This window comes from Brevundimonas variabilis (assembly GCF_014199945.1).
GTDB classification, from domain to species: domain Bacteria; phylum Pseudomonadota; class Alphaproteobacteria; order Caulobacterales; family Caulobacteraceae; genus Brevundimonas; species Brevundimonas variabilis.
The window spans coordinates 500,856-513,622 of the sequence record NZ_JACHOR010000003.1; the positions used below are offsets into that span (position 1 = coordinate 500,856).

10 protein-coding genes are annotated in these 12,767 nt (G+C 66.1%); 5 read left to right on the forward strand and 5 right to left on the reverse strand.

Annotated elements, in window-relative coordinates:
* Positions 1-33: 33 nt before the first annotated feature.
* From GGR13_RS11125 to GGR13_RS11140, 4 genes are all read right to left on the reverse strand, one after another.
* Positions 34-798 (reverse strand): RNA methyltransferase, encoded by a 765-nt coding sequence (locus GGR13_RS11125; RefSeq protein WP_183213585.1) that lies wholly within the window; start codon positions 796-798, stop codon positions 34-36.
* Positions 795-2,246: a tetratricopeptide repeat-containing sulfotransferase family protein gene (locus GGR13_RS11130; protein WP_183213586.1), complete on the reverse strand. Its 1,452-nt coding sequence runs from the start codon at positions 2,244-2,246 to the stop codon at positions 795-797. The genes GGR13_RS11125 and GGR13_RS11130 overlap by 4 nt, the downstream gene beginning before the upstream one ends.
* Positions 2,243-3,580 (reverse strand): dihydroorotase, encoded by a 1,338-nt coding sequence (locus tag GGR13_RS11135; RefSeq protein WP_183213587.1) that lies wholly within the window; start codon positions 3,578-3,580, stop codon positions 2,243-2,245. Before GGR13_RS11135 ends, GGR13_RS11130 begins: the two co-directional genes overlap by 4 nt.
* A 70-nt stretch (positions 3,581-3,650) precedes the next feature.
* Positions 3,651-4,613, reverse strand: a complete 963-nt coding sequence (locus GGR13_RS11140; protein ID WP_183213588.1) for a glycosyltransferase family 9 protein — start codon at positions 4,611-4,613, stop codon at positions 3,651-3,653.
* Positions 4,614-4,673: 60 nt separating this feature from the next.
* Here GGR13_RS11140 and ygfZ point away from each other — a divergent pair, with 60 nt between their 5' ends.
* Positions 4,674-5,462 carry a CAF17-like 4Fe-4S cluster assembly/insertion protein YgfZ gene (gene ygfZ / locus GGR13_RS11145; protein WP_183213589.1) on the forward strand — a complete coding sequence of 263 codons (789 nt, stop codon included), beginning with the start codon at positions 4,674-4,676 and terminating at the stop codon, positions 5,460-5,462.
* 25 nt (positions 5,463-5,487) lie between these two features.
* Here the strand turns inward: ygfZ and GGR13_RS11150 are convergent, their stop codons facing one another.
* Positions 5,488-7,578 carry a S46 family peptidase gene (locus tag GGR13_RS11150; protein ID WP_183213590.1) on the reverse strand — a complete coding sequence of 697 codons (2,091 nt, stop codon included), beginning with the start codon at positions 7,576-7,578 and terminating at the stop codon, positions 5,488-5,490.
* A gap of 136 nt (positions 7,579-7,714) precedes the next feature.
* On the opposite strand from GGR13_RS11150, the gene GGR13_RS11155 reads away from it, so the two are divergent.
* The 4 genes from GGR13_RS11155 (at position 7,715) to folP (ending at position 12,766) form a co-directional block, all read left to right on the forward strand.
* On the forward strand, positions 7,715-8,575 hold the full coding sequence (locus GGR13_RS11155; protein WP_183213591.1) for a tol-pal system YbgF family protein: 861 nt from the start codon (positions 7,715-7,717) through the stop codon (positions 8,573-8,575).
* On the forward strand, positions 8,563-9,933 hold the full coding sequence (gene tilS, locus GGR13_RS11160) for a tRNA lysidine(34) synthetase TilS (RefSeq protein ID WP_183213592.1): 1,371 nt from the start codon (positions 8,563-8,565) through the stop codon (positions 9,931-9,933). Before GGR13_RS11155 ends, tilS begins: the two co-directional genes overlap by 13 nt.
* On the forward strand, positions 9,930-11,861 hold the full coding sequence (gene ftsH / locus GGR13_RS11165; RefSeq protein WP_183213593.1) for an ATP-dependent zinc metalloprotease FtsH: 1,932 nt from the start codon (positions 9,930-9,932) through the stop codon (positions 11,859-11,861). The genes tilS and ftsH overlap by 4 nt, the downstream gene beginning before the upstream one ends.
* 77 nt (positions 11,862-11,938) lie before the next feature.
* A complete protein-coding gene (folP, locus tag GGR13_RS11170; RefSeq protein ID WP_246347801.1) occupies positions 11,939-12,766 on the forward strand; it encodes a dihydropteroate synthase in 828 nt (275 codons plus the stop codon).
* Position 12,767 lies beyond the last annotated feature (1 nt).

Below are 12,767 nucleotides of genomic sequence, written 5' to 3' on the forward strand. Positions count from 1 at the left end.
CTTCGCCCGGAATGACGAAAGATCCGGTCACACTCAGCCGTCTGTTTTCTGCGCCTTAGCCAGCCGTTCCAGAACCCGTCCCCTCCCCTTCGACAGGGCCGTGATCACCCCCCGGAATGTCGCGACCTCCTGCGTCGTGAAGCCGCTGCGCCCCAGCATGACCCGCAGGTTCTGGCTCATGGAGCGGAATTTCTCCGGCGGGTGGAAGAAGCCGGCGGCGTCCAGCTCGCGCTCGAGGTGTTCATACATTCCGAGTTGAAGCGCGCCGCTGGCGGGCGGCTCGGCCTCCCGGAAATTGGGTGGCGGCGCATCGAGGATCAGGGTCCGCCATTCATAGGCATTGATGGCGACCGCCTGGGCCAGGTTCAGGCTCTGGTGGCGCGGATCGATCGGGATGGTGACGATCCCCTGACACAAGGCGATGTCGGAGGTCTCGAGTCCCGCCCGCTCGGCTCCGAACAGCAGGCCGACTTTCAGTCGCGATCCCGTGTCGTCATACAGCGCGCGGGCCGCTTCGCGCGGTGTGCGAACCGGCTGACGCGTCTCACGCGGGCGAGCCGTCGTGGCGAACAGGGTGTTGAGGTCGGCCATGGCGGCAGCGACGCTGTCGAAGACCTGAACGCCATCCAGCACCCAGTCCGCCCCCGACGCCATTGCCCAGGCCCGCTCCTGCGGCCAGCCATCGCGCGGGCTGACCAGACGAAGTTCCGTCAGGCCGAAATTGGCCATGACCCGCGCCACCGCGCCGATGTTCTCGGCCATCTGCGGCCGGTCCAGAATGACGACAGGCGGCGTCATGCCGCGTCGAGCGCCGCTCGCAGAGGGCCGAGGTGCTGCTTGTAGGCGCGCCAGCGACCGGAGGATCGTTGATACAGAGGCTCACGCACCTGCCAGACGCTGGCCGTGCGGACCGCCCCTCCGGCCTTGTGGAAATCGAGGCAGGCGTCGTCCCACTCCAGGCCGCAGAAGGCCAGGACCTGCTCGATCGCCTGGCGGGGTGCACGGACCAGGACGTCATAGTCGACCGTCAGGATGTCGTCGGGATAAACGGACTTCCAGTGCGCCATCAGCCGGTCGTGCGCCCTGATCCAGTGGCCGGTGTCGGCCAGATCTCCGGCATAGGCCATCGACCCGTCCAGATGCAGGAACAGGTTCGACAGGCCGACATCCATCGGGTCCCGGTTCGTGTGGATGATGCGCGCATCGGGGAACATCGCCTTGATCAGTCCGATGTGCAGGAAATTGTCCGGGCGTTTGTCCGTCACCAGAGCCGCACCGGGCCGGGCAGTCGCAAGCGCATCCAGATAGGTCTTGCGCCAGCCTGATACGGTCTCTGGCGAGGCCTCGGCGACTGTGGCGGGATCGTCGCCGATCGTCTGCACGAGGCGCGGCATCAACGCCAGTTCGCCGCCCGAGGTCACCCGGGGGTGTGCCGCGAGGATCCGCTCGACAAGGGTCGATCCAGAGCGGAACAGGCCGAGGATGAAGATCGGTGCCGATGGCTCCGGGTCGCTGCGATCGCCGGTCTTCAACGGCCTGTTGAAGGCCGCCATGGTCCGATCGACCCGGGCGTCATGAGCGGCGGGGTCGTAGGTCGCGCCGCTGAAGGCTCGACTGTCGGCATTGGCGGCAATCGCTGCCGCAAACGCCGCTTCGTGCTCGCCCACGGAATCGAGCGCCCGGGTCAGTGCAAAGCCCAGTTCCGCACGATCTGCAGCGTCGGCTCCTGGTCTGGCAATTCCCTGACGAAGGGCGTCGATCAGGGGGTCGTCGATGCTCTCGAAAACCGTGGCATTGGCCAGGCGCGACAGGGCCAGGGGATGCCCCGGAGCCACTTCAAGCGCGCGGCGATAGGCCGTCCGGGCCTGCTCCCGTTCGCCCCGGTCCTCGCGCAGATTGCCGAGATTCAGCAGGGCCGCCAGGTCATAGGGCGCAATGGCCAGGGCTCGGGTCAGCTCGGCGAGAGCGGCTTCACTGTCGCCGAGGTCGTCGGAAAAGATCACGGCCCGGTTCAGATGCGCCTCTTCAGGACCCAGCACGCCGCGCTCCAGAGCCTGCCGGTAGGCCTCGAGCGCGGCTTGGGGCCGTCCGGCCCGACGCTGCATGAGGCCCAGATTGAACCAGGTGTCCGGCATGTCGGGCATGAGGGTCAGCAAGTCACTGTAGGCTGCCGCAGCCTCGGCCCAGCGTCCGGCGGCCTTGTGCCCGACCGCCTGGCCCAGCAAGGTTTCAGGGGTGGATGTCATGCGAACTCCAGGGTCTCCTGAAAACGCACCGGCTGGCCATGCGCGGCTCCGATCAACTCGCCGTCGGACATCACGACGCGGCCGCGCACGATCGTCATCATGGGCCAGCCTGTCGCCTCGAACCCGTCGAACGGGGTCCAGCCGCAGCGGCTGGCCATGTCGGCATGGCGGATGACACGCTTCGCCTTCAGATCGACCAGGGTCAGATCGGCATCGTAGCCTTCGGCGATCCGCCCCTTGCCCGCGATGTTGAAGATGCGCTGCGCCCCGGCCGAGGTCAGGTCGATGAACCGCTCCAGCGACAGCCGTCCATTGGCGACATGGGTCAGCATGACCGGCACCAGGGTCTGAACCCCCGGCATGCCGGACGGAGAGGCAGGATAAGGCTTCGATTTCTCCTCGATGGTATGGGGCGCGTGGTCCGACCCCAGCACGTCGACGACCCCCTGGGCGATCCCGTGCCAGAGTCCTGCGATGTGCGGGGCATTGCGGATCGGCGGGTTCATCTGGGCATAGCCCTTGAGCCGCACATAGGCCTCGTCGCCGTCCAGCGTCAGGTGCTGCGGTGTCACCTCGACCGTCGCCACGTCCTTGTGGTCGGCAAGGAAGGTGATCTCCTCGGCGGTCGAGACATGCAGCACATGGATGCGACGACCGACCTCCCTGGCAAGGCGGACCAGACGACGCGTGGAAAGGATCGCGCTTTCGGCGTCGCGGACGTCTGTATGGCTGGTCCAGTCACCCGGCCGGGCCAGATCGCGGCGCTCGGCCAGGCGATATTCGTCTTCCGAGTGGAAGGTCGCGCGACGGTTCACGTTTCGCAGAACTTCGCGGACACCATCGTCGTCGGCGATCAGCAGGTCGCCGGTGGAAGCCCCCATGAAGACCTTGACCCCGCAGCAGCCCGGCAACCGCTCAAGCTCGCCCAGGAACGCGGCATTGCCGTGGGTTCCGCCGATATAGAAGGCGTGATCGGTCCACATCCGGTCGCGCGCGCGGGCCAGCTTGTCCTCTAGCGTCGCCGGGTCGGTCGTGTTCGGATTGGTGTTCGGCATCTCGAACACGGCGACGACCCCGCCCAGCGCTGCCGCGCGGGACCCGGTTTCCAGGTCTTCCTTCCACTCCAGTCCCGGTTCGCGGAAATGGACTTGGGTGTCGATGACCCCTGGCAACACGGTCAGTCCGGCGGCGTCCACATCCTGCCCGGCGGAAGCCTTTGACAGGTCGCCAATGCGGGCGATGCGCCCCTCACGGATGCCAACATCGGCCAAACCGCGCCCGGCGTGATTGGCGACCTCGCCGCCCCGGATGATCAGATCATAGGTGTCAGGCATGACGGCCTCCTCGTCTCTGTGTTTGGGGGCGGCAGGCCAGACCGGTCAAGCCCGGGCATCGCCGGTGACGTCAGCTCGACACCCGACCGGCCGTCAGCAGGCGATTGGCGGCCTTTATGACGCGTTCCGCCGGCAGGTCCATCATGTGTTCGATGGCCTGGTTCAGTTTCGGGTCAATCCGGCGGTATTCGGCCATTGTGCGCGGCCCCCGGACAGAAACCCCTTGCCAGGGGCCGACCCGCGTCTCGTCCGAAGGTCCATAGACCCCGATGGTGGGCACACCGGATGCCACGGACAACTGCGTCCAGACAGAGTCGGAGCCGACATACAGCGATGCATGAGACAGGGCGATCACGGCCTGCTGCGCCGTAAGCTGGCCCTGGAGTTCCAGCAGACGTGACCGGGTCAGGGCCGAACGGATGGTCTGTGCGGACTCGCGATCAACCTGATTGCCGACAATCATCAGCCGCCCGCCAGCCAGAGCCCCGGAGGGACCCAGAAGTGCCGAGAACAGCTTGACGTACCGTTCTGCCGGCCAACGCTTGCCGATCCAGTCTGCCCCCGGCCCGATCGCAAGGATGGGACGGTCATCGGGTCGCACAAGGGCGTCAGCCGCGACCCTTGCCGTATCGGAAACGAACACGCGCGGGTGCGGAACGGTGTCCAGCTGGAGGACCCTAGCCGCTTCTTCGACCGCGTGGAGGCCCGGGGTTGCCTCGCCGCGGACCGCTCGCTTGATCCGGCGGAGCCGGCTCGAGATGTTGGACCCGCGCATGTCGACGATGAGGGCCCACCGCGTGTCGCGAAGCTGGTTCCAGAGCGTGATCCACTCCAGCCGCCCTTCACGGGGCAGGACCAGCGTGCGGGTCAGTCGCGGCGTGTCGACAAACAGCGGTGCCGTTTCGCTGGAACCGACGATGGTGAAATCCGCCTGCGGCAAGCTCTCGACCAGATGCGAAAGTGCGCCGGATGACAGGATCGCTGCCTCGGGTTCCGCCTCGGCGATGTAAAGAATCGGGAACGTTCCAGCCATGACCGCATGATAGCGTCTTTCGCCCTCCCGTTCAGACCTTCGCACGCCTATGTGGAACGGATGACCTCAAAGATCGCCCATCTGGAGAGCCGGGCCCTGATTTCCGTGCGGGGACCGGATGCCAGGAGCTTCCTGAACAACCTTCTGACGCAGGACGTTCTGGATTTGACCCCCGGTATGATCCGGTTTGCAGGCCTGCTCTCGCCCCCCGGACGCCTGCTCTTCGATTTGTTCGTTGTCGGGGAGTCCGACGGCGTCACGCTTGACGTGGATGGGCAGCAACGCGACGCCCTGTTGCAGCGGCTTGTGATGTATCGTTTGCGGGCCAAGGTGGACATCATGTCTGACGCCCGTTCGGTCTTCGTCTCCTGGCCGGACGTCGTCGAGGGCTTTGTTGCGGACCCGCGGACAGGACTTCTGGGTGGTCGTGCCTATGGCAGCAACCCGACAGTGACGGCGACATCAGAGGCCTGGGATGCCCATCGCCTGGACGTCGGCGTGCCCGATCCGACCCATGACGCCGGCCAGGACAAGACCTATCCGATCGAGGCCAATTTCGATCTCCTGAACGGCATCGATTTCGCCAAGGGCTGTTTCGTGGGTCAGGAAACAACATCACGGATGAAACGCCGTGGCGAAATCCGCAAGCGGATGCTCCCGATCGCGTTCGAAGGGCCGGCGCCTCTCCGGGGGACCGAGTTGCTGAATGGCGACCTGCGCGTCGGAGAGGTCCTGACCGGGCGAACCGGGATGGCGATGTCTCAGGTCCGCCTGGACCGTCTCGACGGCGATCTGACGGTGGACGGACGGCCTGTGGCCGTCCGCTGGCCCGTCTGGATGCCGAGATAGACCACGCCCCCCGAAGGGGAGCGCGCTATCTGACGCCGAGTTCTTCCAGCAGACGGGGCTGCTGATAGACGTTGCGCAAGGCTTCCGTGATGGCCGCCGTCGAGACGGTCACGGTGCGGTTCAGCTCACCGTCATAGCCATAGGATCCGCCCAGCGAATGGATGTTGCCGTCGAAGGCCGCACCGATCACCTCACCGGCCGCATTGATCACTGGTGAGCCGGAGTTGCCGCCGATGATGTCGTTGGTCGAGACGAAATTATAGACGGTGTCCTTGTTCACCCGGTCCTCGGCATCGAGGAATTTCTGGGCGGCATTGAAGGGCTCGGATCCGGTGGCCCGCTCGTACAGGCCACCGATCGTCGTCGTGGCCGGGACGGTCACGCCACGATAGCTCCAGCCCTCGACCGCGCCATACGACAGGCGAAGCGAGAAGGTCGCATCGGGATAGAGGTTGTCACCATAGACCGCGAAACGGGCCTGGGCGACGCGTTCGGCCGCGCGGGCGGTCGGCGCATTGACCTTGGCATCCCATTCAGTCCGGAGGGCCGCTGAGGCATCATAGTTCTTCATCGCCAGATCGATCAGGGGATCGCCCAGCGCCGTCAGTTCCTCGACCGACATGCCAGCCGCCGCGACCCGATAGGCCACGTCGTCGAGCTTCGTGCCCGTGATCGCACGATCGGCGAGGGCTTCAGGGCTTTCACGACCCAGCAGGTTCTTCACCGCAGCATTGTCGACGGTCAGGTATTCACGGGTCTTGGACAGCCAGAAGCCGAGATAGATCTCCTCGAGGTCCTTGGAGATCGGAACCTCCTGCCCCAGCTGGGCGGTAGTGCGGGCGATGGCCGCGTCGGTGAAGCCCGGGCGACGCTCGGCGACAGGCTTGGCCCGTTCCTTCGCCAGGCCGACGATGCCATTCGCGATCCCGTACAGAGTGGAACCACCGCCGGCCGAGGTCACCAGCTGGCGATACGGCACGGCGAGGTCACGCGCAGCAGCCTGAACGGTTTCAAGCTCGGTCCAGGGATCGCCGATGCGCTGGGCCAGCGCCGGGTCAGCGGCGACGCGCTCACGCAGTTCCGTCTCCTCGGCCTGCTTCTTGCCGTAGAAGGCGGGGTCGAGCAGCGCCTGGTTCTGGCCGTACCAGACCTTGAAGCTGTTCTCGAGACCGAAGATCGGATCGACCGACACGCGCTTGGCCTCGTCGCCGGTGGCCGAATAGGCCAGTAGACGCCCGCGCAGTTCGGAGCCCTGGATCAACTGCAGAGGAAGCTGCTGATCGCGCAGTCGCTGGAGCTGCGACATGGTCAGCAGACGCGAGGTCGAACCCGGATTTCCGGCAACGAAGGTCACGTCGCCTTCCTTGGGGGCCTCGGCGTTCCACTTGAGGAAGTTCGGCGTCTCGGCCGGCTTGCCGTCCTCATAGGCGCGCAGGAAACCGGCATCCAGAGCATAGCGGGGGAAGTTGAAATTGTCGGGGTCGCCACCGAAGAAGGCTGCCTGGAATTCGGGTGCGAACGACAGGCGCACGTCATCGTATTTGCGGAACTTGTAGAGGGCATAGCGACCGCCGCGATAGAAGCTGATGACCTGGCAGGTCAGCTTGGGGTCGTCGCCGCAGCCTTCCTGCTGGATCGCCTGGGTTTCCGCCCCGCGCGCGGTGACAAAGGCCGCGCCTTCAAGGCCGGCACCGGCCGCCAGGACGCGATCGGTGACGTCGGTGATGTCGGTCAGCACCTCGGCCGTCTGGCCGGGGCACTGTTTCTCCTCTTCGCGGGTCGCGGGCATCCAGCCGTTCTTCACATAGTCGTTCTCGGCCGAGGACAGGTCCTGGACGCACGACACGACGCAGTGATGGTTGGTCAGGATCAGTCCCTCGCCCGAGACGAACGAGGCCGAGCATCCGTTCAGGCGAACCGCAGCCCCCCGGACCTTGTCCAGCCAGGCCTGATCGATGCGCGTGCCATATTTAGTGTTCACCGTCTGGATCGGGAAATTGTCGAAGGTCCACATCCCCTCGTCGGCCTTGGCCGGGGTCGAGCCGACCGACAGAATGGCGCTGACGGCACCGAGGGTAGCCATGCAGGTGGTGAAGCGAAGCGAGCGAAGCGACATTGACGGTAATCTCCCGGGATAGGCGGTCCTGATGCCGCCCTGTTGCCGCGTTGCTACTCCCGAAGCTCGGGGTCCGTAAAGCGGGAGCGTGCGCCGGGCCTTGCGACAGCCGCAAATCGATGGAACGACAGCGATCATGACGCTGAAGCACGCAAACCTCACCCTCGTTATCGCGGCCGTCGGGCTGACCCTGTTCGGCGGCGACGCTCGGGCCCAGACCAATCCGCAGGGTCAACCCCTGCAACTGATCCAGTGGGACAGCCGTCGCCTCGAGCAACTGGACCGCAATGTTCGGCGGCTGGAACGGGCCCTCACGCAGCGCAATGCGCAGGGCCAGCCCGTCATCGTCGAACCGGACCCCGAGGTCGTCACGCTGCAGGGCCGGGTCGACATCATCGACCGACGCCTGCGCGACCTCGAGACCACCGCCCAGCGGGTCAATGGGGACGTGGAGCGCCTGACCTTCGCGCTGGACGAGGCCGAACGCGAGAATGCCACCCTGCGGACCCGGCTGACCCGGATCGAGGCCCGCCTTCAGGCCCTGGACGAAGCCGCAGCGGCCCAGGCCCGGGCCGCCGAGGCCGCTGCCCAGGAAGAGGCGTCACCGACCGGTGATGCGGTCTCCGACCTCGCCGCTGCGCGCGCCCTTTCTGCCGATCCGGCTCGGGGTGCCGAGGCTCTGGCCGATGTGGTCGCGAACTGGCCCAATACGCCCCAGGCCCGCGAGGCCTCCTGGCGTCTGGGCGACCTGCGCCGCGCGGCCCGGGATCAGGCCGGTGCGGTCCAGGCCTATGCGACTGCCCTTGCCGGCTGGCCGACCGAGACCTGGGCTGGCGAGGTCACGCTGAAGCTGGCGCGCGGCCTGGCGGCCACCAACCGCAAGCCGCAGGCCTGCGCCGCCCTTGGCGAGTTCGATCGCCGTTATGCCCCGCGAGCCACGCCGGCCTTGAAGGCGATCGCGGTCCAGGTGCGCGGTGAAGCGGATTGCCCGGCCTGACGGCTCCGCGGGGATCCGATCTTTCGACCAGGGTCGACGCCCGGCTGGACGCCAGGCTGGAAAGACATGTCGCTCACCCCTTCGCGATCGCCCTGTCTGGCGGGGGCGACTCCATGGCCCTGCTCGATCTGGTCGCTAGATGGGCGGGCCGGAATGGACGACAGCTGCTGGCGATCACCGTCGACCACGGCCTCAATGTCGACAGCCCGCGCTGGAATGCCCTGTGCGAAGCCGCTGCGCGCAGCGTCGGGGCCGACTGGCGTCTGTGTCACTGGCAGGGGGACAAGCCCGGCACCGGCCTGCCCGCCGCCGCCCGCGCCTCTCGTCACGCCCTGATCGCGAACGCCGCTCACGACGCCGGAGCCCGGGTCGTGCTCTTCGCCCATACCGCCGATGATATCGCCGAGGCCGACTGGATGCGGTCGCAGGGATCGACACTCGGACGCCTGCGCGAATGGGCCCCCTCGCCGGCCTGGCCCGAAGGCCGCGGACTGATGGTGCTGCGGCCGCTGCTGGAGGAGCGACGCGAGACGTTGCGGCGGCTGCTCGAAGCGAAAGGGGCATTCTGGATCGAGGACCCGGCAAACACCGATGACCGGTTTGCGCGATCACGCGCTCGCAAGGCCCTGGCCCCGGATTCCATGTCGGACGACGCGGAGCCCGTCGGACCCGCGCCCGGCCCCGGCCGGACCATCGGTGCCCACAGCCCCCGGCACCGGGTCCGACCGCTGCCGCTCGGCGCAGGGTTCATGATCGAACGGTCGACCGATGCCGCCCGCCTGGCCGCGACGCTGCTTTGCGCTTCGGGCACGCGCACCCCGCCTCGCCGCGACCGGCTGGAGGCCCTGCTCGACCGGATCCGTTCGAATGACGCCTGCGTTGCGACCCTCGCCGGCGCGCAAGTCATGGGGAGGGGTGAGGCGATCATTATCGGTCGCGAGGCCGGTCGACGCGTCCTTCCTGAAATGGCGGTCTCGCCCGACAGGCCCATGATCTGGGATGACCGTTTTCAGATCACGGTGTCGACGACGGGTTATTCCGTCGCGCCGGCTTTGGGTCGATTGAAAACGTTATCGAAAAAGGAAACGCAGGTCTTGCAGACAGTGCCCGCAAGCCTGCGCCCCACCCTTCCCGTCCTGATCCGGGACGATGGATCAGCCCCGGTTCTTGCATGGCGACATGCGACCGTGACGGCTCTCGGACCCCGTCGTCTTTCTCTGGCTCTGGGCGAAACGACGCAGGAATGTCACCTTCACGCAACCATCCATGGCGAAACGCCGCCGACTGACCTATTTTCGATCCAAGAGCTTCACCAAGGTGGCTTTCATCAGCCGCCGACGAACCGGGAAACGCGATGAATCTGCGCAATGCTGCGATCTGGGGGATGATCATCCTGGGCCTGCTGGCGGTCTATGCCGTCATCAGCCAGAACGGCGGAGGCACCCTTCCAGGGTCCACCGCAGCTGCCGCCAATCGGCCGGAGCCGATCACCTATTCGCAGCTGGTCAGCGCCACTGAGGGTCGTCAGATCAAGACGGTGGTGGTGAAGGGCGAGACCGTGACCGGCACCTACCAGAATGGTCGCCAGTTCACGACCACGACCCCCTATCCCAATGAATCGATCGTCGAGAGCATCCGCGCCTCGGGTGCCCAGGTTGACGTGAAGTCGATGCGCCAGGCGTGGTGGCAGGGCCTGCTGATCGGCCTGCTGCCGATCCTTCTGCTGGTCGGGGTATGGGTGTTCTTCATGCGCCAGATGCAGGGCGGGGCCCGTGGCGCGATGGGCTTCGGCAAGTCCAAGGCCAAGCTTCTGACCGAGCACAAGGGCCGCAAGACCTTTGACGATGTTGCCGGCGTGGACGAGGCCAAGGAAGAACTGCAGGAGGTCGTCGACTTCCTGAAGGATCCGGCCAAATTCCAGCGCCTGGGCGGCAAGATCCCCAAGGGTGCCCTGCTCGTCGGCCCTCCCGGTACCGGCAAGACCCTGCTGGCGCGCGCGGTTGCCGGTGAAGCCGGTGTGCCCTTCTTCTCGATCTCGGGTTCGGACTTCGTCGAGATGTTCGTCGGCGTCGGCGCCTCGCGCGTCCGCGACATGTTCGAGCAGGCCAAGAAGAACGCCCCGTGCATCATCTTCATTGATGAAATCGATGCCGTGGGTCGTCATCGGGGCGCCGGCCTCGGCGGCGGCAATGATGAGCGCGAGCAGACGCTGAACCAGCTGCTGGTGGAGATGGACGGGTTCGAGGCCAATGAAGGCATCATCCTGATCGCGGCGACCAACCGTCCCGACGTGCTGGACCCTGCCCTGCTGCGTCCGGGCCGTTTCGACCGTCAGGTCGTGGTGCCGAACCCCGACGTGACGGGCCGCGAGCGTATTCTCCGCGTCCACATGAAGGACGTGCCGCTGGCCGCCGACGTCAACACCAAGACCATCGCCCGCGGCACGCCCGGCTTCTCGGGTGCCGATCTGGCCAACCTGGTCAACGAAGCTGCCCTGATGGCCGCGCGCAAGGACCGTCGCATGGTCACGCATCGCGACTTCGAGGACGCCAAGGACAAGGTCATGATGGGTGCCGAGCGTCGCTCTATGGCCATGAACGAGGAAGAAAAGCGCCTCACGGCCTATCACGAGGGCGGCCACGCCATCGTCGCCATGAACGTCAAGATGGCCGACCCCGTGCACAAGGCGACGATCGTTCCGCGCGGTCAGGCCCTCGGCATGGTCATGCAGTTGCCGGAAGGCGACCGCTATTCGATGAAGTACCAGCAGATGGTCGATCGCATCGCCATCATGGCCGGTGGCCGCGTGGCCGAAGAGCTGATCTTCGGCAAGGAGAACATCACCTCCGGCGCGTCGTCCGACATCCAGCAGGCGACCAAGCTGGCCAAGCGGATGGTCACGCAATGGGGCTTCTCGGACGTGCTGGGGACTGTGGCCTATGGCGAGAACGAACAGGAAGTCTTCCTGGGTCACTCCGTCGCCCGCAGCCAGAACATCAGCGAGGAGACCGCCCGGATCATCGATTCCGAGGTCAAGAAGCTGGTTACCTCCGGCTGGGACGAAGCCCGCCAGATCCTGACCGACAAGGCAGACGATCTCGAGAAGCTGGCCCAGGCCCTGCTCGAGTACGAGACCCTGTCCGGCCAGGAGATCAAGGACATCCTCGAGAAGGGGCTGGCCCCCAACCGCGACGAGTCCAACTTCCCCAACAGCGGTCCTTCGGTGGCTGTGCCGGTGACGCCGGTGTCCGAGGGTGTGACGGTCGCTGCAAACACGATCCACTGATCCCAACCGCCTCATCGCTCTGCCAAGGGCGGTGAGGCGGTCTTCGTGGCAGGCAACAGAACGATCCGGTTGGCACAATGCTTGACTTCAGACCTGTCGGCACCGGTGCCCCCAAGATCATGGGCATCGTCAATGTCACGCCGGACAGCTTTTCAGATGGTGGTCGCCTCTCCTCGACAGAGGCGGCCGTTGCGCACGCTCTCAAGCTGATCGAACAGGGTGCGGACATCCTCGACATCGGCGGCGAGAGCACGCGCCCCGGCGCGACGCCTGTTCCGGTGGAAGAAGAAACGGCGCGCGTCGTTCCTCTGATCATGGCTCTGCGTGACCGATGGGCCGGGCCGATCAGCATTGACACCATGAAGCCCCAGGTCGCGCAGGCCGCGGTCGGCGCTGGCGCGACGATGTGGAATGACGTCACCGCTCTGAGCCACGCCCCCGACAGCCTCCGGACCGCTGCAGATCTGGGCTGCGACGTTGTGCTGATGCACATGCAGGGGGCACCGCAAACAATGCAGCAGGCCCCCCTCTATGCTGACGTGGTGTCGGAGGTGGTCGACTGGCTGGGTGCCCGCGCCGAAATGGCGATCGCAGCCGGCGTTCGTCGTGAGCGAATATGGCTCGACCCCGGCATCGGCTTCGGAAAGACACCAAATCACAATCTGGCACTGACGGCCGGGCTCCGGCAGCTGTCCGGCCTCGGATACCCCGTCCTGTATGGTGCCAGCCGAAAGCGCGTGATCCAGAGCGTGGACAGCACCGCCGCCGATCCCCTCGATCGGCTCGGCGGATCGATCGCCCTCGCGCTGGAAGCCGCCCGTCAGGGTGCCGACATCATCCGGGTCCACGATGTGCGCGAGACTGTCCAGGCGCTCAGGATCCAGGCAGCCCTCCGCGACATCTGAC

Coding starts and splice junctions, on each gene's coding strand:
- GGR13_RS11125 (WP_183213585.1), bottom strand. CDS start 798: ATGACGCCGCCTGTCGTCATTCTGGACCGGCCGCAGATGGCCGAGAAC.
- GGR13_RS11130 (WP_183213586.1), bottom strand. CDS start 2,246: ATGACATCCACCCCTGAAACCTTGCTGGGCCAGGCGGTCGGGCACAAG.
- GGR13_RS11135 (WP_183213587.1), bottom strand. CDS start 3,580: ATGCCTGACACCTATGATCTGATCATCCGGGGCGGCGAGGTCGCCAAT.
- GGR13_RS11140 (WP_183213588.1), bottom strand. CDS start 4,613: ATGGCTGGAACGTTCCCGATTCTTTACATCGCCGAGGCGGAACCCGAG.
- ygfZ (WP_183213589.1), top strand. CDS start 4,674: ATGACCTCAAAGATCGCCCATCTGGAGAGCCGGGCCCTGATTTCCGTG.
- GGR13_RS11150 (WP_183213590.1), bottom strand. CDS start 7,578: ATGTCGCTTCGCTCGCTTCGCTTCACCACCTGCATGGCTACCCTCGGT.
- GGR13_RS11155 (WP_183213591.1), top strand. CDS start 7,715: ATGACGCTGAAGCACGCAAACCTCACCCTCGTTATCGCGGCCGTCGGG.
- ftsH (WP_183213593.1), top strand. CDS start 9,930: ATGAATCTGCGCAATGCTGCGATCTGGGGGATGATCATCCTGGGCCTG.
- folP (WP_246347801.1), top strand. CDS start 11,939: ATGCTTGACTTCAGACCTGTCGGCACCGGTGCCCCCAAGATCATGGGC.